At 50.4% G+C, this 23,314-nt stretch carries 16 protein-coding genes and 2 pseudogenes; 16 read left to right on the top strand and 2 right to left on the bottom strand.

Going from position 1 to position 23,314, the window contains the following annotated elements:
• The 6 genes from QQF33_RS20530 to QQF33_RS20505 form a co-directional block, all read left to right on the top strand.
• Positions 1 to 311: IS3 family transposase (locus QQF33_RS20530; protein WP_285150787.1), on the top strand; the 311-nt coding region annotated here is incomplete at its 5' end.
• A 303-nt stretch (positions 312 to 614) separates the two neighbouring features.
• The gene (locus QQF33_RS20525; RefSeq protein ID WP_285150294.1) at positions 615 to 2,261 is read left to right on the top strand and encodes a ShlB/FhaC/HecB family hemolysin secretion/activation protein; all 1,647 of its coding nucleotides are present in this window, start codon (positions 615 to 617) and stop codon (positions 2,259 to 2,261) included.
• Positions 2,262 to 2,273: 12 nt separating this feature from the next.
• Positions 2,274 to 14,588, top strand: a complete 12,315-nt coding sequence (locus QQF33_RS20520; protein WP_285158492.1) for a hemagglutinin repeat-containing protein — start codon at positions 2,274 to 2,276, stop codon at positions 14,586 to 14,588.
• The gene (locus QQF33_RS20515) at positions 14,585 to 14,803 is read left to right on the top strand and encodes a hypothetical protein (RefSeq protein ID WP_285150185.1); all 219 of its coding nucleotides are present in this window, start codon (positions 14,585 to 14,587) and stop codon (positions 14,801 to 14,803) included. The genes QQF33_RS20520 and QQF33_RS20515 overlap by 4 nt, the downstream gene beginning before the upstream one ends.
• A gap of 169 nt (positions 14,804 to 14,972) precedes the next feature.
• Positions 14,973 to 15,713: a VENN motif pre-toxin domain-containing protein gene (locus QQF33_RS20510; protein WP_285150186.1), complete on the top strand. Its 741-nt coding sequence runs from the start codon at positions 14,973 to 14,975 to the stop codon at positions 15,711 to 15,713.
• 629 nt (positions 15,714 to 16,342) lie between these two features.
• The gene (locus QQF33_RS20505) at positions 16,343 to 16,645 is read left to right on the top strand and encodes a hypothetical protein (RefSeq protein ID WP_285144737.1); all 303 of its coding nucleotides are present in this window, start codon (positions 16,343 to 16,345) and stop codon (positions 16,643 to 16,645) included.
• 45 nt (positions 16,646 to 16,690) lie between these two features.
• Here the strand turns inward: QQF33_RS20505 and QQF33_RS20500 are convergent, their stop codons facing one another.
• Entirely contained in the window at positions 16,691 to 16,864 is a 174-nt protein-coding gene (locus tag QQF33_RS20500; RefSeq protein ID WP_285144825.1) for a hypothetical protein, read from the bottom strand.
• An 18-nt stretch (positions 16,865 to 16,882) separates the two neighbouring features.
• Here QQF33_RS20500 and QQF33_RS25815 point away from each other — a divergent pair, with 18 nt between their 5' ends.
• From QQF33_RS25815 to QQF33_RS20480, 6 genes and pseudogenes are all read left to right on the top strand, one after another.
• The gene (locus QQF33_RS25815; protein WP_285150187.1) at positions 16,883 to 17,140 is read left to right on the top strand and encodes a VENN motif pre-toxin domain-containing protein; all 258 of its coding nucleotides are present in this window, start codon (positions 16,883 to 16,885) and stop codon (positions 17,138 to 17,140) included.
• A 446-nt stretch (positions 17,141 to 17,586) separates the two neighbouring features.
• Positions 17,587 to 18,129, top strand: a complete 543-nt coding sequence (locus QQF33_RS20495) for an immunity 42 family protein (RefSeq protein ID WP_285150188.1) — start codon at positions 17,587 to 17,589, stop codon at positions 18,127 to 18,129.
• Between the two features lie 413 nt (positions 18,130 to 18,542).
• Positions 18,543 to 18,779, top strand: a pseudogene (locus QQF33_RS20490) (hypothetical protein); the annotation flags it as partial.
• Between the two features lie 170 nt (positions 18,780 to 18,949).
• Positions 18,950 to 19,186 (top strand): hypothetical protein, encoded by a 237-nt coding sequence (locus QQF33_RS20485; protein ID WP_154929036.1) that lies wholly within the window; start codon positions 18,950 to 18,952, stop codon positions 19,184 to 19,186.
• 69 nt (positions 19,187 to 19,255) lie between these two features.
• Positions 19,256 to 19,425, top strand: a pseudogene (locus QQF33_RS25810) (VENN motif pre-toxin domain-containing protein); the annotation flags it as partial.
• On the top strand, positions 19,422 to 19,616 hold the full coding sequence (locus QQF33_RS20480; RefSeq protein WP_285144735.1) for a CPCC family cysteine-rich protein: 195 nt from the start codon (positions 19,422 to 19,424) through the stop codon (positions 19,614 to 19,616). The pseudogene QQF33_RS25810 and the gene QQF33_RS20480, both read left to right, overlap by 4 nt.
• On the opposite strand, the gene QQF33_RS20475 is transcribed toward QQF33_RS20480, so the two are convergent.
• Positions 19,529 to 19,783: a hypothetical protein gene (locus QQF33_RS20475; RefSeq protein WP_285144824.1), complete on the bottom strand. Its 255-nt coding sequence runs from the start codon at positions 19,781 to 19,783 to the stop codon at positions 19,529 to 19,531. The genes QQF33_RS20480 and QQF33_RS20475 overlap by 88 nt on opposite strands.
• Before the next feature lie 511 nt (positions 19,784 to 20,294).
• Between QQF33_RS20475 and QQF33_RS20470 the strand changes: the two genes are divergently transcribed.
• From QQF33_RS20470 to QQF33_RS20455, 4 genes are all read left to right on the top strand, one after another.
• A complete protein-coding gene (locus QQF33_RS20470; protein WP_285144734.1) occupies positions 20,295 to 20,528 on the top strand; it encodes a polymorphic toxin type 33 domain-containing protein in 234 nt (77 codons plus the stop codon).
• A 9-nt stretch (positions 20,529 to 20,537) separates the two neighbouring features.
• Complete coding sequence (locus QQF33_RS20465) at positions 20,538 to 20,942, top strand: DUF4279 domain-containing protein (RefSeq protein WP_285144733.1); 405 nt, start codon at positions 20,538 to 20,540, stop codon at positions 20,940 to 20,942.
• Positions 20,943 to 21,422: 480 nt separating this feature from the next.
• On the top strand, positions 21,423 to 21,809 hold the full coding sequence (locus tag QQF33_RS20460) for a hypothetical protein (protein ID WP_285144732.1): 387 nt from the start codon (positions 21,423 to 21,425) through the stop codon (positions 21,807 to 21,809).
• A gap of 300 nt (positions 21,810 to 22,109) precedes the next feature.
• Positions 22,110 to 22,406 carry a contact-dependent growth inhibition system immunity protein gene (locus QQF33_RS20455; protein ID WP_285144731.1) on the top strand — a complete coding sequence of 99 codons (297 nt, stop codon included), beginning with the start codon at positions 22,110 to 22,112 and terminating at the stop codon, positions 22,404 to 22,406.
• Positions 22,407 to 23,314 lie beyond the last annotated feature (908 nt).

Raw genomic sequence — 23,314 nt, 5'->3', positions numbered from 1 at the left:
AGGATGCACCGTTGCTGCACACGGATCAGGGCTGGCAATATCGAATGGCAGGTTATCAGGCAAAGTTAAAGGCGAAGGGTATGACACAAAGCATGTCGCGCAAGGGAAACTGCCTGGATAACGCGGTAATGGAGAACTTCTTCGGCACACTGAAATCGGAGTGTTTTTACCTGAACAGGTTCAGCAATCTGAATGAACTGAGGAAGGCGATAGAGGACTATATCCATTACTATAACAACGAGCGGATCAGTCTGAAATTAAAAGGTCTGAGTCCGGTAGAATACCGAACCCAGACCCCGATAGCCGCTTAACATGAACTGTCCAACTTTATGGGGTCAGTCCACGGCCGGGCATTTTAATTAACGTCGCCACCCATATAAAAATCTCTGAATTCTCCAACCGAACTCCTCAATAAAATAAGTCTGGCTAATCTATAAAATAAACGGAAGTCTCTTCAGAATAAAAATGCTCTGGCTTGAATGTCTTTAATGAATGTGATTTATTCGCCATCGATGTGAACTAATCTTAAATTCTGTATCAAAACGTTAAATTCCACGGTTGATACACATTCATGGAAGATATGTGTGCTCGTAAATTACAGGCTTATTATAAATATCACGCTACTTAATCTGGCAAGCGTTGCGCTGTCTTTAAGCGCAGCTCCGCTTAACCCTGCCGATCGGGATCTGATAAGGCAGAGTCAGGAAGAGCTATTGAAACAAAATCAGCAGCAGCGCGACGAGTTACAACGCACTCTTTCCCCCGTCCCGCGCGCTGAACCTGATGCCGTCAATCTGGCGGGCCCCTGTTTTACGATTCATAAAATATATCTTAATCATGCCACGCTCCTTTCTGAAAGAAAGCAGGCTGAATTCACGCAGCGTTATGCTAATCAGTGCATGAACATGGATAAAATCGCAAAATTAGTTCGCGAGATATCCGACTGGTATATTCAGAAAGGCTATATTACAAGTCGCGCTTTTATTACTGAACAAGATTTGTCTGGAGGAGAATTACGCATCTCTGTGTTAGAGGGGCGTCTGGAGAAAATTCTCCTGGAGGGGGCACCCGTACGGCAGTTGCTTATGGCTTTCCCTGGACTAAAAGGCGAGATCCTTAACCTGCGTGATATTGAACAGGGGATGGAGCAGATTAACCGGTTACGCAGCAATCCGGTGCAAATTGAAATATTACCCAGCGATAAACCCGGTTATTCAATCGTCAACCTGACGGCCACGCCAGAATTTCCGCTGAATGCATCGCTCAGTTTTGACAACAGCGGCCAGAAAAGTACCGGAACCGGGCAAATCAGCGGCTCGCTAACCGGCAACAACCTGCTGGGTATTGCCGATAAATGGTTTGCCAGCGGCGGTCGTAGCAGCGATTTTTCTTCTTCTCACGATGCGCAAAACGTCCAGGCAGGGTTGAGTATTCCCTATGGCTACACGCTGCTGGATTACAGCTATAGCTGGAGCAATTACCTCAGCACCATCAACAACAACGGTTTTAACTGGGCATCTACCGGAGACAGTGTGACCCACCGGCTGAACTTTTCCCACGTGCTGTTTCGCAACGGGGATATAAAAACCGGCGCTTCGCTCGGCTTATCCCATCAAATCAGCAACAACTTCCTGAATGACGCAAAACTCGACAGCAGCAGCCGCAAGCTGACCAGCCTGTTGTTTGGTCTGAATCACACGCAAAAAATCCTCGGCGGGGTGGCGACGTTTAACCCGACGTTCAGTCACGGCGTGTCGTGGCTGGGCGCGGAAAGTGACCATGGCAAAAACGACGATCTGCCGAAGGCCGGTTTTAAAAAATGGAGCGCGAACGCCAGCTTCCAGTTTCCGGTGACTGACGATGTGTGGTGGCTGAGTAGCGTATACGGGCAATGGTCGCCAGACAGACTTTACGGCAGTGAAAGATTGACGATCGGGGGAGAAAGCTCGGTGCGAGGCTACAAAGAGCAGTATCTCTCAGGGGATAACGGCGGCTACTGGCGCAACGAGCTCAGCTATAACTTGTTCACTTTACCCTTTATCGGACAGGTCAGCAGCGTGGCGGCAATCGACGGCGGCTGGCTGCAGAAAGATAAAAAGGATCCGTGGGCCTCCGGCACGTTATGGGGCGCCGCCGTTGGGTTTTCCACGGCGCATCGTTATTACTCCAGCCAGTTTACAGCTGGTCTGCCGGTGAAATACCCGGGCTGGCTGGCACCCGATCGCTTCAGCGTTTATTACCGCATCACATTTGCACTTTAAGGGAACACGATTATGGATAATCACACAAAGCTCGTTCCAGTTTCCCAGCGCCTGCTGAGTTATCTGATTTGCGCCCTGATTGCCGGGCAGCCAGTTTTCCCTGCTATTGCGGCAAGTGTGCCCGCCAGTAACGCCACGCAAATGGATAAAGCTGGAAATGGTGTTCCTGTCGTGAATATTGCGACACCCAATGGTGCGGGGATTTCCCATAACACGTTCATTGATTACCACGTCGGGAAAGAGGGCATCATCCTCAATAACGCCACCGGACAGCTCAATCCGACCCAACTTGGCGGGCTCATCCAGAACAACCCGAACCTGAAAGCAGGGAAAGAAGCGCGCGGAATTATCAACGAAGTCACCGGCGCTAATCGTTCACAACTGCAGGGGTATACGGAAGTCGCAGGCAAAGCCGCGAATGTCATCGTAGCCAACCCGTACGGCATCACCTGTAACGGCTGCGGATTTATCAACACGCCGAATGTCACGCTGACCACCGGCAAACCGTCTTTTGATGTCAACGGCAACCTGCAACAGCTGAATGTCACCAAAGGCACGATCACAATTGAAGGCCAGGGGCTGGATGCCAGCCAGACGGATGCGCTCTCTGTCATCACGCGCGCTACGGAGATCAACGCCGGAATTCATGCAAAAGATCTGAAAGTGGTGGTGGGTGCTAATCGTGTAGCGGCGAACGGCAGTGCAACACCTCTGCAAGGAGAAGGTCAGGCTCCTGTGATTGCGGTTGATACAGGGGCACTTGGCGGAATGTACGCCAACCGTATTCACCTGGTGTCCAGTGAAAAAGGAGTTGGGGTAAACCTCGGAAATCTCAATGCGAAACAGGGTGATATTACCCTCGATACCCAAGGGAAACTGACGGTCAAAAACAGCCTGGCAGGTGGCAGCCTGATGGCGAAAGGGGAAAGCGTGACGCTGAGCGGCGAGCATAAAGCCAGCGGCGCAGTGTCGGTCACCAGCCAGAACAGCCTCGCCATTCATGACGTTCAGCTGGCCAGTGATGGCGATATCTCACTGTCCGGTAAAGGAAAACTGATAGTTACAAACAGCCGCATCACAACGGCGAAAAATCTCAATCTGACCGGAAAAGATCTCTCCGTGGATGCCACCAGCCGTGGCGATGCGGGGCAGGATATCCATGCGGCCATCAGTGGAGCGGCAAATTCTCAAGGTCAGTTCATCGCCGGACGGGACCTGAATGTCAGTGGTGGGGATTTACTCAACGGCGGAACCCTTTCGGCGAAAGGCGACGCCAATGTGATGACCAAAGGGTCATTTAAAAACCAGGGCAGCCTGCTCGGTGAGCGCGATGTGGCGATCAAATCTGGGGAGTTGATACAGAACGGTATTATCTCCGGGAAAAAAAACCTGGCACTGGAGAGCGGTACATTATCGACAGGGACACATTCGCTGACGACCAGCAGCGGAACGCTGGCGATCAAGGCCGATGACGCAGCGCTGGAGGGTAACATTGATGCCTCAGGCAACCTGAGCATCGAGGCTAATAAGCTCACCACGAAGTCCGGAGCTCAGTTACAGACCCAAAGCCAACTGGCGATTACAGGCAAGCAAGTTGCGTTGAACGGCACCCTGGCGGCCAAAGGGGCATTGAAGGTTTCGTCTGATTCGCTCACGCACAGCGGTAAAAGTAACGCGGCATCGATCCTGTTGGACGCTCGCGACATCACGAACTCGGGAACGCTGGTTTCGCCGTCCCTGACTCTCAATACCTCCCGCCTTGTGAACAGCGGGCTGCTTGAAGGCAATCAGGCGCTTAACCTCAACGCCCGTGAGCTGGAAAACGGTGAAAGCGGCACGATCTACAGCGAGCATAACCTGACCCTGGACCTGCCAACGTTCAAAAACGCCGGGCTGGTCACTGTCGATGGTGAGCTGCTTCTCTCAGGCGACTCGCTGCTCAACAACGGTGAAATAAACGCCGCCCGCCTGGTCGCCAGCACTGCTCAAATTGCCAATCAGAAAAACGGGAAACTGTTTGCTGATGGGCTGATGACCTTCACCAGCAACGTCCTTGATAACAGCGGGCAGATTGCTGCGCGCAGCGTGCGAATTAACAGTCATGACGTAACCAATAGCGGAGATATACAGGGGGACGACGCGCTTTCGCTGACGGCCAATTCCATTATCAATAACGGGAAACTGCTCACCGTCGGGCCACTGAACCTGGAGAGCGCGACGTTCAACAACCTGAGCAGCGGTGTGCTGCTCAGCGCCCAAGATCTGACACTCAACGCCGACACACTAACAAATGCCGGGCTGCTGCAAGGCAAAACGCTGAACCTCGCCACCGGGGAGTGGGTCAACACCGGTAACGCGCTGAGCGAAGAAAACGCCACGTTAGCCGTCAGCCACACTCTGGTTAATCAGGGCAAAATTATAGGCCAGCAAGGGCTCTATCTTATCGCGGACGAGCTGGATAACAGCGGCTGGCTGGCGGCGACCGCCGTGACGTTCTACGGTGATTTAGTCAATAGCGGGCTGATTCAGGGCGATGAGAGTCTGTTCATTGATGCCGCCAGCCTGCAAAACCAGGATTCTGGGCAGTTGCTTACCGGGGGCGCGCTGACGCTCGACAGCCAGACGTTGGTAAACCGGGGGGTAATCCAGGGGAACAGGGTAGCGCTCAGTGCTCAGGACTGGATAAACCAGGGCTCGACCCAGGCGATGGATGCGCTGACCGCGCGTATCACCGCTTCTGCGAATAACAGCGGAACCCTGCAAAGCCTGCATAAACTCGACCTGAATGCGGCTGATATCCTTAACTCTGGCAGCCTGGCGGCGGAAGATCTCAGGCTGGTCTCTGCTTCGCTCAACAATGCCGGGCTGCTCCAGGGCAACAACGCCCTCGTGCTGGATGCGGGTAATATCAGCAACCTCAGCACCGGGAAAATCATCAGCGGTGGGGCGCTCAATCTGGTGCCTGGTAGCTTCGATAATGCTGGTTTACTTCAGGTCAACGACGACTTTACGCTGACAGGTAAGAACTTCAATAACGAGGGTATTATCGCTGCCAACAACCTGCTGTTCACACTCAGCGGGGTGCTGACGAACGAGGCGCAGGGGCAACTGCTGGCCCGTGATACGGCCCGTTTCCACACGGAAAGTCTGTTCAACCGGGGCGTTCTGGCAGCCAATTCGCTTGAGCTTACCAACACCCGGTTCACCAATAGCGGTGTGGTGCAGGGCAATTCTGCTTTTCAACTGGAAACTCAGACGCTGGATAACCAGACCAGCGGCCAGCTTTTGAGCGACGGTGAACTAGTGTTACACAGTACCGCGAGCCAAAACGCGGGCGTATGGCAGGGCAAAGCAATCCATTTTGATCTGGCTTCGCTGACCAATACGGGCACCATCAATGGTGCAGACGGTGTTTATGGCCAGGTGAAGGGCGAACTGATTAATGTCGGGCAAATTTATAGCCTGAAAAATAGCGTGCTGAACGCGGATCGCCTGAGCAACAGTGGAAAAATCATCGCGGATAGCCTGTCCCTCAACGCAGGGTCACTCAGCAATAGCGGTCTGTGGCAGGGAACGAGCCGACTGGATGCGACCGCCGGTTCCTTGAGTCTCTCTCAGTCAGGCCGGGTGCTGAGCAACGGCATACTGACTCTGAACGCCAGCGATCTGAACACGGCTGGCACCGTGCAGGGCGCACAAATAAGCGCGCAGGCCAATAGCTGGCAAAACAGCGGCTCATGGCTGGGCATCGACAGCGTGCAGGCAAATATTGCGGGTACGCTTGCCAATACAGGGGATGTACTAAGTCAGGGTAATACGCAGCTCAATGCAAAAACGCTGACTAACTCGGGAGCGATCCTCGGCGAAGGTGACATGCAGTTAAAGAGCGACACGCTCGATAACTATGGCGCCGTTCAGGGGAAAAACCTGTCCCTCAACCAGGGAAAAATCACCAACAAAGGAACGTTGATTGGCCTGAACTCCCTGAGTCTTGAGGCAATGCCAGGGCTGGCGTTGAATAATGCCGGGCAGATGCTGGCGGGCGGCACGCTGGCGATCAATGGTGGGACTGTCACCAACACCGGAACCTGGCAGGGTCAGCGCATTGTATTAAATGCACAGCGTCTGCAAAACGAGGGGGCAATTCAGAGCGCCGATGCACTCAGCCTGGTGCTCTCAGATAAATTAGCCGCGGGCAAGGGGAGTAAAATCACCGCTAACGGCAATGCTGCGATTCAGGCACTGAGCCTGACCAATAGCGGGCAGTGGCTGGCAAAAAATCTCACTCTGCGCGGCAATAATCTGACGAATGAGGGGGATATCAGCGGCGTTGAAGGGCTGACTGTTGCGCTCAACGGCACTTTCGCCCAGCAGCAAGACAAAACGCTGCTGAGCGCGGGCAAGCTCACGCTGAACGCTGTCTCTGTGGAAAATGCCGGGCGCATTCAGGCCACGGATCTGGATATTCACAGCGGCACGCTCACCAATAGCGGACGTCTGCAGGGCGACAATACCCTCGCTTTGAACCTGACGGGGCAGCTGAACAATAGCGCCGCAGGCAGTATTCTTAGCCGTAAAAACCTGACTCTCGCTACTCCAGATTTACTCAACTATGGCCTTATTCAGGGCGGCACCACTACGCGCGTGGATGCACTGCAAACTGCGCGCAACGACGGCACGCTTATTTCAGGAACTCTACTGACCTTTAACGGCGCATCGCTTGTCAACAACGGCTGGCTGCAGGCCAGCGAGCTGGTGCTGAACGCTACCGCGACCACCAATAAAGGTACATTGTTTGCTGAACAGCAGGGCACCTTTAACGGTACCAGCCTGCTAAACAACGGCACCGTGCAGGGGAACAAGCTTGCGCTGAACACCCAGCAGCTCACCAACGGCGGCACCGTTCTTGGTACTTCCGCCCTGAATGTCACGGCAGATCAGGTCAATCTGCAAACAGCAGGGAAGCTCTACAGCGGCGGTAATCTGCTGCTAACCAGCGTCGGGTTTGATCAACTGGGTCAGGTCGTGGCGCTGGGGAATTTGACCCTGAAATTGACCAACGCCTTTACCAGCAAAAATGTGCTGGCGGCGGGAAACTCGCTGGATATCACCAGCAATGGCGCCATCACCAACCAGAAAGTCATGCAGGGCCAGGCCGTCAACCTGAATGCGGGTGGCGTCCTGACCAACAACGGGCAACTGACCACCGGTAATGGGGCGAGCACGCTTTCAGGCAGCAATATTGTGCTGAATGCAGCGGGCTCTTTGCAGGCGGGCGGAGACGTCGCGCTGACCAGCCGAAGCAATATTACGGTAAACGGCTTTACGGGCACTAACGGAACGCTGACGCTGAACGCCGCCGGAAATATTGTGAATACCGCGCTGCTATATGCCGGAAACAATATGTATCTGCTGGCAAAAAGCATCAAAAATAATCGCGGCGATATTCTGGCGGGCAATAGCCTGTGGATGCAGCGCGATATGGCAGGGAATGCCAATAGTGAGGTGGTGAATACGTCGGGGAATATTGAGACGCTGCGCGGGGATATTTCCATTAAGACCGGGCATTTGTTGAATGAACGGGATGGATTCTCGGCGAAGACCTTAAGCATAACTGAGAATCCTGACGGCATTAATGGCCTGGGAAATGCAACCATTGATGTACCGGTAACATTGTTACCGGACAACAGTTATGGTGTTTACAGCAGGATATCATCCATATGGAACGGTGGATCGCCGGGACGCGGTGGCGGGAGCTACGATACAACGGAATCCTGGTACTATGCGCCATGGAAAAATTCCGCTCCGGTTGAATTTATCGCTCGTCAGATCGTAATCCAGGTCACCAGCGACGGACAGGCATCGCGCATAGCTTCAGGTGCCAGTCTGAGTATTAATGCCAGTACACTGGATAACCATGCCAGTAACATTCTGGCAAACGACGACATCCTCCTTTCAGGCACAACACTTAATAACCAGAGCGCACAGGCTGGCACATTTACTGACTATGATATTTACGCCTGGTCGCCAAGTTATCTTGGTTATGCCACTTACACTGTGGATAAAATGCCAGCCAAAGATAGCGATGGCGTCAGTGTGCCGGATGCGGACTCAACACTTGCATTCGAATTAAGCGGCCATCGCTCGGAGGAAGCGGACGGCGAAATATTACGTTCCGTCATCCAGGCGGGCGGCAACGTATTAGCCAATTTCACCAACGACATCAGCAACACCTCCACCACGGCGCATATTGGCGGTAACAGCCCGACTATCCACGCCCCAACGCTCAACACCCTGAGCAACCAGACCATTGGCGACGCCACGCAGAAGCAAAATCTGGCGGGCGCCGGTTCGGTAGAAATCAACTCCCCGCAGTGGAACGACCAGCTGCAGAAAGCCCTGCAGCAAATTAGCGGTGGCAGCGGTCTCGACGCTTCCGGCGGGAGTCTTGGCCTTGCCAACTATGGCGGCCAGGGGCAGGGCAATGCCAGTCTCAGCGGTAATACGGAATTAGAAGATACGACGGCGACTGGAGGAACACTTCAGGATGCCAGCTTAGATCACCTCAACCCACACTCCGGCAACAGCGTCGATACCAGCGCTTATCCGATTCCGACCGGTAAAAATGGCTACTTTGTGGTATCCACCGATTCCACCAGCCCATACCTCATCACCGTTAACCCAAAACTCGACGGTCTTGGCAAGCTCGACCAAAGCCTGTTTGGCGATCTGTACGCAATGATGGGAATACAGCCCGGTAAAGCGCCACAGGAAACCGGCAGCACCTATACCGATCAGAACTCTTTCCTCGGCTCGTCTTACTTCCTGGAGCGGCTGAATCTGCACCCGGAATACGACTACCGCTTCCTGGGTGATGCGGCGTTCGATACCCGCTATGTGTCAAATTACGTGCTCAACCAGACCGGCAGCCGCTACATCAACGGCATCGGATCGGACCTGGCACAGATGCAATATCTGATGGATAACGCCGCCACTGCGCAAAAGGCTCTGGGGCTCCAGTTTGGTATTGCGCTGACCAGCGCGCAGATTGCCGCGCTCGACAGCAGCATCCTGTGGTGGGAAGCCGCAACGGTAAACGGCCAGACGGTGATGATCCCGAAAGTTTATCTTTCGCCAAAAGACGTCGTCGTTAATCAGGGCAGCGTGATCTCCGGCAATAATGTCGTGCTTGCGGGCGGCACGGTGACCAACAGCGGCAGCACCCTCACCGCACAACACGATATGGGGATTTACAGCCAGGACAGCATCAACAACCTGAATGCCGGGCTGATCAGCGCGGGCGGCGACCTGCAATTGAGCGCGCTGGGCGATATCAATAACATCGGTTCGACCATTTCGGGTAAGACCGTTGCCCTCGAAAGCCTCGACGGTAGCATCAACAACATCACTCTCACCGAGCAATGGCAGGCGGGCGGGACCGGAAAATGGGGCAAGTCGGTTAATTTCACTGACACCATTAGTGGGCCAATAGCTGGCATCAGCGCTCAGGATTCCCTGAGCCTGTTTGCCGGAAAGGACATCAATATTACCGGTGCGAATGTCACGGCGGGCGGTGATTTGGTGATGGCGGCGTGGGGTGATATCGCTATCACCGCCAATCAGATAACGGAAAGTGACAAAAGGTCGGGCTATTGGGGCCGGAACGCGGCCAGCCATGAATCTGTGACCAGTAACGGTAGCTCGATTTCGGCGGGAGGCAGTATTGGCATGCAGGCCGGTCATGACCTGACCGTGGAGGCAAGCCAGGTAAACGCGGGAAGCAACGCACTTCTGATTGCCGGTAACGACCTGAACCTGAACGTGGCGCAGACGTCCGAAAACACAACCAAAGGTAAAAGCGAAACCCATAGCACGGATAATGCGCGCACCACCATAACGAGCGGCGGCGACATTACTCTGGTGGCAGGTCAGGACATCAACAGCCACGCGGCGGGCATTGCCGCTGAAGGCGATGTAGGCATGCAAGCCGGGCGGGATGTGAACCTGCTGGCGGCAGAAACCACCGACGGCGACAGCTATCATTCGAAAAAGAAAACCGTCATCAATGAATCGGTGCGTCAGGACAGCACCGAGATCGCCAGCGGCGGCAACACCGTGGTCATCGCCGGTCGTGATGTTAATTCGGAAGCCACCAGCGTGCTGGCCACTAAGGATGTCGGCATTGCCGCCGGGCGGGACATCAATCTCTCTACGGCAACAGAAAGTGATTATGCCTATCAGGAATCCCTGAAAACGAGCAGCGGATTCCTCAGCAAAACAACCACTCACAAAGTCCACGAAGAGAGTAGCACCACCGAAAAAGGCACACTGCTGAGTGGCGATAACGTCACCCTGCAGGCAGGGAATGACCTGACTATTCGTGGCTCGGCGGTGGCGGCTGATGGCGATATCGCCCTGAATGCGGGCAACAATGTCACCGTTGAAGCGGCAGAAAACACGGCCAGCTACTACGACAAGAAAAGCACGAAAAAAAGCGGCGTCTTCGGCGGTGGCGGCCTCGGGATCACCATCGGTTCTCAGTCCAGCAAATCCGAGCGCAAAGGGGCGGAAGTCACCGAAAGCGACTCCCGCAGCGTGATTGGCACGACGGGTGGCAATGTCGTTATCAACGCCGGGAAACAGGTCACCCTCAGCGCAACCGACGTGGTGGCAGGTCGCGAAGCGGGCGATACTGACCGTAAAACCGGGCACATCGACATTACCGGAAGCGACATCGCCATTCTGCCGGGGCGTGACCGTATTACTCAGGACACGAAGCAATCAAGTCACAGCAGCGGCCTGACCGTGTCGGTTGCTGACCCGATCATCAATGGTATTCGCAACATCCGTGACATCGCTAATTCAGACAGCGACAGCATCACCAAAGCCAAACAGCTGAGTAACGAGATTGGGGCCACGGGTGCGGATATGGGGATGGGCACCTCGCTGCCGATGACCTATGGCAAATCGTCATCAAACAGTGAAAGCCATTACGAAGGTGTCTTTAACTCCGGCAGTTCACTTAATGCCGCGGGGAACGTTCAGCTCAACGCCACCGGGAAAAACGGTCATGGCGATATCCTGATTAGCGGCAGCCAGGTCAGCGCCGGTGAAGCGGTGATTATGGATGCGAAACGTGATGTGGCGATTGTCACGTCAACCGACTCTGAACACCTGAGCAGTAAAGCCAGCAGCAAGGGCTGGAGCGTGACTGATGGCATCGCTGGACCGGGTGCTGCGTCCCGCGCTGTCAATGGCTCACCGGACAATGGCAACAGCATTTTGCCTTATGCCATGGACAACTCGAACAGTAAAACTGAGCGCAACAGTACCCGGGAAAACGCCTCCCTGATCACGGGGTCGGATATTTACATCAACAGCCATGAAGGCAATGTCGATATCGCCGGAAGCTCGCTGAATGCCATCAACGATCTGCTGATTGCTGCCGACAAGGGCAACATCAACATCACCACCGGTAATAACGCCACTCAGCAGAGCCAGTCGGGTAGCCACTCGATGGTGGGTAATCTGGGCGGGGATGGCTACAGCGGCATGGTCGGGTGGCGTAAGGATGAGTACAGTTCAAATAGCGAGAGTAATCAGCAAAGTACTCTGCGCAGCGACATCACCAGCCAGAAAGGCAATGTCTCCCTGCAGGCCGGGAATGATGTCTCCGTTCACGGAGCCGACATCAGCGCCGGGAAATCACTGGTCGTCAGCGGCAACAACGTGCTGTTCGACGTCAGTGAAGACAGCCTGAACAGCCACAGTGAATCCTCCTCAACGCAGTATGGCCTGCAGGGTCAGGTCTCCGGCTGGGCAGCCAGTGCGGCGCAGAACATTGAGCGGACTGCGCGCTCGGCGCAGGATGATCGTGATCCGCGTCTGACCGGGATCTATGCCACCCAGGCCGGGCTGGATGCGGCCACTCAGACCATGCAGGGCAACATGGACCCGTCCGCCTTTAAGGTGAGTGTGACCGCCACGGCGGGCACAACCTCTCAGGAGCAGGACCAGTCCAGCCGCCAGCAACAGGGCAGCACCCTGCACGCCGGGGACTCCGTCATCATCAAAGCGCGCAATGATATAGCCGGGAATGGCGTTGATATCTCAGGTAAAAACGTCACGCTGAATGCCGGACGCGACATCGTGCTGACTGCGTCAACGGACACCGACACCCTGAAAAACCGCGCCAGCGGGAATTCGATAAGCGCAGGCGTGGGCTTCTCGATGGGCGGGAGCCAGAACGGCTTTACCGGTGAGTTTGGCTACAGCCAGAACCAGAGCCGCGCCGACGGCGACAGTAAGACGACTCAAAACAGCAACGTTCATGCTGACAATATCCTGAACATTATCAGTGGCCGTGATACCACCCTGACCGGGGCGGAACTCAGCGCCGATAAGGTCATCGTCGATATTGGACGGGATCTGATTATTGCCAGCGTGCAGGACAGCGCGAATTACGACAGCAAATCCACCTCGTCAGGCGTCAATCTGAGCGTCTGCGTGCCGCCGGTGTGTGTCGGCAACGTGGTCCAGGGCAGCGCGAGCATGGACTCGCAAAAACTGAATAATAATTATGATTCAGTGAAGGATCAGAGCGGGATTTACGCCGGGAAAGGCGGGTTTGATATCACCGTTGGTAACCACACCCAGCTTGACGGGGCGGTTATCGCCTCGACGGCCACGGCGGATAAAAACCATCTTGATACGGGCACGCTGGGCTGGAACGACATTCACAATCAGTCGGAGTGGAGCGGGAAGCAGACCGGATTTACGGTCTCAGGCGGCACGGCGTTCAACAGTGAAACCGGGAAGTATGAGCCGGTCTCGCAGGGAATGCCGTCCACGGGGCTGGCGTATGCGTCCGGCAGCGACAGCGGGACCACGCACAGCGCCATCGCCGACGGCACCATCACCATCCGCGACAGGGATAATCAGAAGCAGGATGTGGCTGACCTGAGCCGGGATACGGCGAATGCGAACCACAGTGTGAAAGACGGCTTTGATGCGGATAAGGTCAAGGACAAGCTGGACATCCAGTCCGCAGCGACCGCCCTGGGTATCCAGGCCGCCGACGCTTACAAAACGGCCATGGAACAGCAGGCCGCGGGTAAAAATGCGGAGCTGAAAGCCGAGCTGAGCAGGGAAAATCCACAGGCCACCCCGGCGGAACTGGATGCTGCGCTGAAAAGCGACAGCCGTTATATCGATGCCACGAAAGAGTATGGCCCGGGGAGTGATTTCTGGCGGGCGACATCGGGTGCGACGGGGCTGATAGCGGGTATACTGGGCGGGAATGTTGAAGCCGGCGTCGCAGCCGGAGCCGCGCCGTATGTGGCGAAGCTGGTGAAAGATGCCTCAGGCGACAACGAGGCGGCCCGCATTGCGCTGCATGGTATCGTCTCGGCTGCGCTGGCGGAAGTTCAGGGCGGCAACACCCTGGGCGCCGCGGCAGGCGGGATGGCGTCAGCAGCCCTGGTGGGAGATACTCTGTCGAAGGCGTTTTACGGAAAAGACGTTAAAGACCTGGATGCCGACCAGCGCGCGTTTATCAGCAACCTTGCGACGGCAGTGGGGGCCGCGGCAGGCGGTAGCGTGGGCGGAGATACGTTCTCAGCGTCGAGCGGGGCGAATGCAGCGCGGGTGGAGGTTGAGAATAATGCTTTGGCAATACCGGTGCCACCACCGCCAGTGGCTGGAACGAATACCGGAGATGCTGTAACCGAAGCGAACCAGACAATGGCTTCGGCGCTGGACAAGAAGCTGAAGGAGATCGGAGAATCTTTAGACGCAGCGACCCAATGCTCATTCGGTCGTGCATGTACGTCAGAGGACGGCGAGAAACAAAACCAGCCGAATATAGGCAAAGATCTGTCGGACGCCGATAAAGCTGAGCTGGGTGGTACGGGTTCAGGAACTCCGGGAGGCTGGGGGCCGGAGGATGAGGAGAGCGGCCGCGATGCAGATCAAAAAACGACAACAGAAGAGCAAGTTGGAAAATGGTCTGTTGATGAATTGTCTGATGGTGCAAAGCATATTGACCCAGCCTCGAAAAATGGTGACTTAACACTCGCGGGACGTGCTCTCCAAAAACATGGGAGCCGTGAGGGCAGCGCATTCCCTTCAGCTAAAGGCAATCCATCAGCGATTAATGAACAAGGCCAGAAAATTGTAGATAGCATTTTGAATGATCCAAATAAATCGGTCATCCAAAGCAATACGGGACGTTATGGACAAGTGACAGATGTTATCTCCTCTAGTGGGCGGGGGCTGCGTTACGATGCCCAAGGTAAACTTATAGGTTTCTTGGAGCCACCAAAATGACAAATAAACTAACGGCACAAATTGCTAGTCTTCCAGATCGGGAAAATGTTGTTTATGAGATCTATTGCGGAGCTGATCAGGTAGCAGAAATATCAAATGAGCCAGAAGAGGGTTTTCGTATAGAGATATTCAGCTGTCCTAGTGGAGGGGGGTGGGTATTTGATTTTGATGATTTTCAAAAGATTATAGATCAAGCAAAAAGGAATATTATCTAATAAATATCCCGGTGACTTGGCCGGGAATATGTTTATCTGCCATGATCCGCCGTGACATACAACGTCCGTCTCCGCGCTTATACACCGGCATATCACCGGTGTCTTTCAGCGTTCCCGGAAACGTCTCCAGCCACTGGTCAGTAATCTGGGCGGGGATGGTTACAGCGGCATGGTCGGGTGGCGTAAGGATGAATACAGTTCAAATACCGAGAGTAATCAGCAAAGCACCCTGCGCAGCGACATCACCAGCCAGAAAGGCAATGTCTCCCTGCAGGCCGGGAATGATGTCTCCGTTCACGGAGCCGGTATCAGCGCCGGGAAATCACTGGTCGTCAGCGGCAACAACGTGCTGTTCGACGTCAGTGAAGACAGCCTGAAAAGCCACAGTGAATCCTCTTCAACGCAGTATGGGCTGCAGGGGCAGGTCTCCGGCTGGGCAGCCAGTGCGGCGCAGAACATTGAACGGACTGCGCGCTCGGCGCAGGATGATCGCGACCCGCGACTGACCGGGATCTATGCCACCCAGGCCGGGCTGGATGCGGCCACTCAGACCATGCAGGGCAACATGGACCCGTCCGCCTTTAAGGTGAGTGTGACCGCCACGGGGGGCACATCCTCTCAGGAGCAGGACCAGTCCAGCCGACAGCAACAGGGCACACCCTGCACGCCGGGGACTCCGTCATCATCAAAAGACGTTAAAGACCTGGATGCCAACCAGCGCACGTTTATCAGCAACCTTGCGACGGCAGGCGGTAGCGTGGGCGGAGATACATTCTCAGCGTCGAGTGGGGCAAATGCGGCGCGGGTGGAAGTAGAGAATAACTATCTGAGCAATACAGATATCACCGCTTTCACCGAAAAATATGCGGCTGCAAAGACTGATGCTGAAAAAGAGCAGCTTCTGGCCTAACTGAAAAAGCTGGACGTTGTGCAGCATACGAAGGCGCTGGCGACAGGTATCCCGGTTAACGAACAGAAAGCTGAACTTGAGAAATTAAAGATCTTAGGTGCTTCGCTAGACTGCAATACACAGTGTCAACAGCTGGTTGCCTACTCAATTTCTGAACTGGAACCTGTGGCAAATAATACGGAATTACACAAGAACAATCTGAATAAGGCAATACTGGCAGGTGTTATTTTGGTCTAACAGTTGATAAGCCAACTGCAAACAGCCCTATATCTCGGCTGACAAAAGAACAACAACAGTTAATCAGAAGTGCTGAAACTATTACAACGGCGAAAGGGATACAGAATCCGTTCCCGCGGGATTTAAATGAGAAAATCGTATGGAACCAGGTTCGGGCTAATCCGGCGGCGGTTGGGGAGCCACTCAAAGGAATGAATAGCGATCCACGCTTCCCAACATCTGCGGAATTCCAGAAGATGGAAGCAAACAAAAACTATCTGATGGCTCAACAATAACAGTGCATTATCAATATAATTCATATACTGTTAAGCTTATGATATGAAAATTACCACGCATCAGAGAAATGTTAGCGATCCAGTTAAGGTAATTAATTCTATTAAGGATGTAACCAAATGAAAATAAAAGAAAATGATGGTGCGATAATAGATGTCTATGCTATTTATTGGATAAAAGGTAAAACCTATTTTTATGGTCTAATTAAGGAATATGGTTTGTCTGTGTTTAGCGCAGATAAAGTAGAAGTTATTGACCCTACAATATCAGGCGATTTTATTTTTTTTGAGGATGGTATCTTTTTTAAGCCCCTCATAGCAGAGAGAATATTGGATGATTTGGTTGAGGGTGATCCAGAAACATACAATTGTTTTATTGAAATCCTGAAGATGGAAGGTCGGACAGATTCAAGCTGTCATTAACTGTCAGAGATCCCTGCCAAAACGCCGGGATCGTTTTATCAGCCATTACATACAGCGCCCGTTCCCACGCTTATACACCGGCACATCGGCGGTATCGTTCAGCGCTCCCAGGGACGTATCCAGCCACTGCATCATTTTCTTGCGATTGAACGGGGCGACGCTTAAGTCCTCAGCACAGCCCCACAGGTCGCGGGTGATGACGATGCAATCAGGCGTCACTCCGATCTTGCGGCCGCAGTGGGTGCCACAGCAGGCGGGGATACATTCTCAGCGTCGAGTGGGGCGAATGCGGCGCTGGTGGAGGTGGAGAATAATGCGCTGAGTGTGGCGGGTAACAAATCCCGTGCTCAGGAAATGTCTCAATGTCAGTGCGAAGTCGCCTGCGAAAAAGATGTCATTGATAAGTACAAAAAAATCAATGCTGAGCAGCATGAAAGCGTAGTTGAATGTAAAGGCGCTAAGGACTGCGTTAACAAAGCTAATGAAGTTAGCTAGTTACAAGCTGATTACTCCAGCCGTACCAATGAGCTGCTTGCTATAAACTCACTGGCGCAGGTAGCAGGAACCAGTGCGGCGGGAATAGCAGCAGGTATTGGGAAAGGAGGAAAAGGTAGTTCGTTACCTACTCCTACAATCACTTCGGCAGCGAATGGTCTGAACTATCAGTCCAACCCGAAACATACCCCAGGACAGCAAGGTTATAGCTTCAATGCTGGGACAGAACCTGTAAACTCTATCGATCTATTTAGCACGTCAGTAGCTAGTGGCAAAAAAAGGTATTCAATTGATAGTGAAGGAAATGTTCATCAATTTACAAATACAAATGATGGAACATGGCACTGGTCAGGAAGTACAGGAGATAAAACAGTTCCATTGAAAAAAAACGATATTCCAAATAATGTTAAAAAAGAGTTTGGATTGCCTGGAAAGTGGAGATAATGATGATATTTGGTAACCCGTATCATTTTGCTATTTGGACAGAGCTTGTCCCTCAGTGGAGTGAGTCATATAAGAATGGCCTTTTCCATTTAGTTATAAATGGAAATCTGTATCCGGATGATATCAGGACATCAACATTATCCAGTGATCTCTATGAGATCACTGATAGCGATTGTGCTTTAATGTCACAACCTCGAAATGATGAGCTTTTTTATTTATCTACAGAAATTGCTTTTAAGCGGATGTTTGAACTGACTTACCCTGAACCTTCTGAACAAGATGAGTATCCTGAGCAAATATTCGATTATTGCATTACGTCTTCGAATATTAGTAGTTGTGGTGGATGTTTTTTTGCCGTTTCGAACGATACCTCATTGAGAATTATTGGTGGGATAATACAACATTTAGTGAAAGATGAATGTGAAGAGATAAATTCATGGGAATATATTAAGAAACCATTTTTGCAAGATATCACTATATTAAAGAGTGATCTCAATAAAATCATGAGCAATGTAAGAGAGTATGCAGACTCTTTTTTAAAATAAATACTGAGATAGTTAAAGCTGTCGCTAGGGTCTGAAAGAGGTGAGAATGATTAGCGAAATTAGCAGCCATGTGGCGGGCATAGCGCGGACGCATGGGGTTCTGAACGCACTGAAGAAAGTCCAGAGCGAGCCGAAGGCCGTGCTGCCAGCTAATACGACAAAGAGCGGCTGGATTATCTTGCGGCTCTGCGTAACTAGCAGGCCTAAAAAGAGGAAATGCAGAAGTACGGCACCGGCAGCGATATCCAGCGCGGGTGGAGGTTGAGAATACACTCGGCGACAAACTGACTGGTAACGATGAGATCACCCGTAAGTATCTTGGACTGTTGCAGGATAAGTATGTACCGGAGACTTCATCCAACCCGAATTTGGGTAAAGACCTGGACAATGACCAGAAAGCTGAGTTAGGTGGTGTGGGTTCCGGAACGCCAGGAGGCTGGGGACCGGAAGATGAAGAGAATGGTCGAAATAATGAGGGTAATAATCCCTCACAAAAGGGAAGTAATTTTACTAACTCGGAGATTGATGATCGGATCGCATCGGCGAACAAACCGATCAATAATCAAGGAATGTCTGATGCGGCCAGGGCATGGGAAAAGCATCCTGGTAGGCCTGGAGGAACAGTCGAGCTTCTGAAGAGTAACCAAGCCCAGAAAAATGCAGCCGCGGAAAATTTTATACGGGATCTTCTAAATGACCCTAGCACGGTACGAAATGAACTATCTCGAGGTGGGATTGAATATCGTGCGTCTAATGGGTAAGGGGTTAGATTTAATCCTGATGGTTCATTCAATACCTTACTAGATCCACCGGTGAAAAAATGACTCAGAAAAAATTAGAACTTTTTTTTTCCAGCCCAATGGAATATGAGGAATTAACTCTTGAAGTTCAGTTAGATCGAGAAAGAGTGATTGAGATCAATCAAGAACAAGGGGTGGATAACCTTGAAGTTGAGCTGTTTGGAACAGACAAAGAGCATGGATTTATCGCAAAAATGCCTCTTGATGACCTGATTAATATTTTGATTGAAGCAAAAAAAACGCTTCAGAATAAGTAAGTAACTCAAATCCCGGCCACTGAGCCGGGATCTTGCTTTAACCGTCAGGCTTATCCAAACAAACGCTGGCATGACTTCGTGACAAATCCACCGGAAGGTATGTTGACCAAAACGCGCCCAAATGGTGAGACGTTGTATTAAAATCCGCAAACAAACACTTTTGCGTCCAAAGACGTTAATAGTGTCCCGAGGACAATGTTCAGGCCTGGAAGGGAATGGAGTATTGGAACAAGCAATGACAAAAAGCAAATTTTATCCTTGCCCGCGCTGCGGCAATAAGACGATAGGTGAGATTGGGAATTATGAGATTTGCCCTGTTTGCGATTGGGAAGACGATCCAGTTCAGTCGTCAGATCCGGACTTTCCAGGCGGAGCGAACACGTTGAGTCTCCTGGAAGCTCGAAAGGAATTTTTACTCAAATCCAAATAAAGTGTAAATCCCGCCCTTTTCCGGCGTGATTTCTTTCCTCTTGCTTTCTCTTCCACCGAGTGGACGCCAGTTTTGCGTACCGCTTCGCGATTTTTGGAAATATTAGTCAAAGTTTCAGAATCTGTTTTGGCAATAGCGACTTCTGGCTTAATATTTGTGGCAGCCATTTTCAACTCCTGTAAGTTGCTTGTGGTTAGCGGCGTAGAAGTGTTGGTAGTACTTCTACGCCGCGCTCTTTAATAAATTAAATTATCTTGTACGTTACTTAACTGTTACGGGCTTTCAGCTATTTTTCTGTTCCCATTATACATCGCTGAATAAAAACATAGCACCTGATAAGTAGGCAATGTTAAAAGTAGCGAGAACGCATCAGGAAATAATACAACTTCATGTAACGTTTTATTATAAAAATATTAGCTCAAACGCTAACCCGTAATTTGGCTTCCGGCGAGTTTGGGCCCAAAACCCGCATTCCGGACTACAGCTTGTTCATAACTCACCCCCGAAAGCAACAGCCTGTACCTGGTGGAGACCTATCCGTGCTTCACCAACAAGAAGCAGTGGTTAAGCTCCGATTACATGATACGGGACCAGGTCATACAGGTGGGGATCAAACTGTAGATCAATTGCCTAGTAATACGGGTAATAACAGAAGGTGCTCTCGAACTGCCAAATCATATGACAAGTGATGGGCATGATAATGAGGCAGACAAACCATCTAATATCAAAATGGCAGATGATAATTTTTTGAAAAATAATGGTGTAGATGCTCATGCTTTGAAAGATGATTTTTTAGGCAATGGTAAAAATTCTAATTATGATATCTATGTAGATAGAGACTCTGGACAACTTTGGATCTTTAAGAAAGGTAGAAAGGGGGATGGTATACCAACAGGTGAGTACATTAAGTAGGGTTTAATTATGAATAAAACAACAGTAATGGCATATTTTTCTATTTATGGTGACTGCTTTGATACTGATTATGTTACGCAAGAAATGTCCCTGACGCCCACAGAAGTAAGGCTGAAAGGGAACATTCCGAATGGAAAAAAAAGGCCAAGTGTTGAGACTAGTTGGAAATTGTCTACGTTTGATGAAGAATCAAATGATGTTAATATACAGTTAGATAAAATAATAAATCTGCTTGAGGGTAAAGAGAGTCAATTAAAATGTATAAAGAATAAATATGAAGTTAGTTTCACTTTTACGTTAGTGATTAAGATAGAGAATGGTGAAAAACAAGGCATGCATTTTAATGCAAAAAAAATAGATTTTATAAATGAAGTTGGCGCCGAAATAGATATTGATTTATATATCTATAGTTAAGATTTATTTAAAGTGACTAAGAAACAACTCCAGCCTTTTTGTTGTGGTTGTTTTTTTGCCACTTGACCAATATTAGCATCACCAGTGGTTTTTCAGGTGTCGAATGGGCATGAGAGAGCAGATCACCTCTTACGGCAGTGCGAGCTCAGGTACACGCAGGTGACTGGGCACCGGAGGATGAGGAAAAGGCACGAGGCGAGCAAAGTCAACTGTTGATGATTTAATGTCTTCATCATCAAAGGGTCAAGAAACAAAGTGACAAATCAAAGCTTTTGAAAGAACAGTCGGGAATAATGCTGCTAACAAAGTGTTTGATTCATTAGCATTTCGAGATATTAAAGAGATTCCAGGTGGTCAGGCGGGAAAATTCCTGATAGTCGAGCTGTTATTGTTCGCTAACTCAGCACTGACGGAAGATCAACATTAGAAATCCCGTCGGGCAATAACAGGAGCAAATTTGAATATAATGAGTGATGGTATATGACTGAGACATTGGTACATATTTCCTACGGCATAAATCATTCCCAGATAAATCAATTAGTTGATTTTAGGTATTTATCTGGAATCCTGGAGCTGTTTTTAGCTTCTGGCAGTGCTGATGAAATGAACGAAATCCGTGTTGTATTTGATTGGGTGCATTCTTTCCGCGTTACTGACGAAGGTGATCTGTTAAAAATGCAAGATGACTTGAATGGTCAGATGGTTACAGGAATCTACAAAGTGGAAGGATCTCACTATTTAGCATGGTTTAACGAACAAAGTGCTAATACCCATGACGGAGATAACATAACTCATTATTTAATAGTGACAGATGATGATGTGATTGATGTTCTGTCTTCCGTTAGTCCAACAATATCATGTTACTGAAAATAATTTGACCTGCGATCCCCCACTTACCGTAATGACAAAGGGCGCGAAGGTATATGGATTTTATCCATCGTCAACTGGTGTTGGGATCTCTGGTGCTGAATCTGGTGTACCGTCTACCTCTGTGTCAGTAAATGGTAAAATCATTTCTAAGCTTGATTGTCAATCCTCTGCTGCTATCGGCATTAGCGTTACTCGCGGCTCAACAAGTGCTGTACTTGCAACATATGCCAGAATCATCATTTGAAGAGATGCTTCAATGCCTGGCGGCTATAAAATTATTACAGGATGCCCAACACAATGAATATTCGCGAAAAATACCCATATCTAACATATTTCTTAAGATGTTATTTTAACCAAGATTTTGAGGTGCTCTTTGGGAATGCAGATGAAACATTGACTGCTTACAAAACTACTGAAACTGTTGAAGAGCAGTTGCAGTTGAAAGTTGAAATAGATTATTTGCTGGATCTTTCTCTATCAGATAATGAATTACAGGACTTGCTGCTTAACGAAATTGATTGTGGCTATTACTACCCTAACGAATGGCCTTCGTCTGAAGAATGGCTGAAACATATAAGTAAGCAAATAAAATGATCAATCCCGGCCATCGCGCCGGGATTTTCTTGTCTGCAGAATAAGCCAAATGTACGCATCCAATATTCTTGTATCGGCTGCACATTTAGATTGGGATTTGTTGTAGTTGCTCTTTAATATTATCTGGAAAATATCATAACGATCTGAAAATAAATGAATTTATTGATGCCCTAATTAGTTATGATAAAGATGGTATGAAAATATCAGAATGGAATGCTGACACTGAAAAGTGTTATTTATTTTTTACAAGAGAATCAAATAAATAGAAGAATCCCAACCCTTATGGCGTAGTCGAGATTCTTTACCCCATTCAACTAACAATCTCGAGCCTAATACTGTTTATGGTGTTTATGATGGAGTCGCTCAGAAAATCGGTGGTTATTGTACGACGAAAAAACCATCAGATTCTGTCCAATCAATTATTGATAGCGCTCTTAACCCTCAATGGGGAAATACAGCGACAAAAGTAATAAAAATTGAGGTGCCTGCAGGGCCTAAATATTATGAAAGCATTTCACCACCTCCAGAGGATTAGTTGGTAGGGGAATTCAAGTTCTCTTCCCGAAAGATGGTAAAATTGAATTTTCTTGGATAAAAAAATGAATGAGTGTGGTTGGGAAGTCATCGACGCATTTTCATCTCCATATGAATATGAACGCTTTGAAATATGGATTGATGATCAAGGTAAAAATGGAAGGGTAATCCAGGTCCCCGTTCAGGAAAAATATGCCGGCTGGGGTTTTGAAGAGAAGTGGTTCATCTGTTTGAAGTCATGTGATACCTGGAGACTGGTTGCCCCTCAAACTCCCTTTCTCCGCTACTGGGGGCCGATATAGGGTTTCAATTTCCTGAAATCGATTCTTGACGGGGCGTAGGTCAATGGCGGATAAAGGCAGCCTCGATACCGG

It is taken from the genome of Lelliottia wanjuensis, from assembly GCF_030238365.1.
Taxonomy (GTDB): domain Bacteria; phylum Pseudomonadota; class Gammaproteobacteria; order Enterobacterales; family Enterobacteriaceae; genus Enterobacter; species Enterobacter wanjuensis.
The sequence above is the reverse complement of the archived record's forward strand: the minus strand, read 5'-3'. Positions and strand labels throughout refer to the sequence as shown.

Excerpts from the sequence above, each read along its gene's own strand:
- QQF33_RS20520 (WP_285158492.1), top strand. The coding sequence starts at position 2,274 with ATGGATAATCACACAAAGCTCGTTCCAGTTTCCCAGCGCCTGCTGAGT.
- QQF33_RS20515 (WP_285150185.1), top strand. The coding sequence starts at position 14,585 with ATGACAAATAAACTAACGGCACAAATTGCTAGTCTTCCAGATCGGGAA.
- QQF33_RS20510 (WP_285150186.1), top strand. The coding sequence starts at position 14,973 with ATGGTCGGGTGGCGTAAGGATGAATACAGTTCAAATACCGAGAGTAAT.
- QQF33_RS20505 (WP_285144737.1), top strand. The coding sequence starts at position 16,343 with ATGAAAATAAAAGAAAATGATGGTGCGATAATAGATGTCTATGCTATT.
- QQF33_RS20495 (WP_285150188.1), top strand. The coding sequence starts at position 17,587 with ATGATATTTGGTAACCCGTATCATTTTGCTATTTGGACAGAGCTTGTC.
- QQF33_RS20485 (WP_154929036.1), top strand. The coding sequence starts at position 18,950 with ATGACTCAGAAAAAATTAGAACTTTTTTTTTCCAGCCCAATGGAATAT.
- QQF33_RS20480 (WP_285144735.1), top strand. The coding sequence starts at position 19,422 with ATGACAAAAAGCAAATTTTATCCTTGCCCGCGCTGCGGCAATAAGACG.
- QQF33_RS20475 (WP_285144824.1), bottom strand. The coding sequence starts at position 19,783 with ATGGCTGCCACAAATATTAAGCCAGAAGTCGCTATTGCCAAAACAGAT.
- QQF33_RS20470 (WP_285144734.1), top strand. The coding sequence starts at position 20,295 with ATGACAAGTGATGGGCATGATAATGAGGCAGACAAACCATCTAATATC.
- QQF33_RS20465 (WP_285144733.1), top strand. The coding sequence starts at position 20,538 with ATGAATAAAACAACAGTAATGGCATATTTTTCTATTTATGGTGACTGC.
- QQF33_RS20460 (WP_285144732.1), top strand. The coding sequence starts at position 21,423 with ATGACTGAGACATTGGTACATATTTCCTACGGCATAAATCATTCCCAG.
- QQF33_RS20455 (WP_285144731.1), top strand. The coding sequence starts at position 22,110 with ATGAATATTCGCGAAAAATACCCATATCTAACATATTTCTTAAGATGT.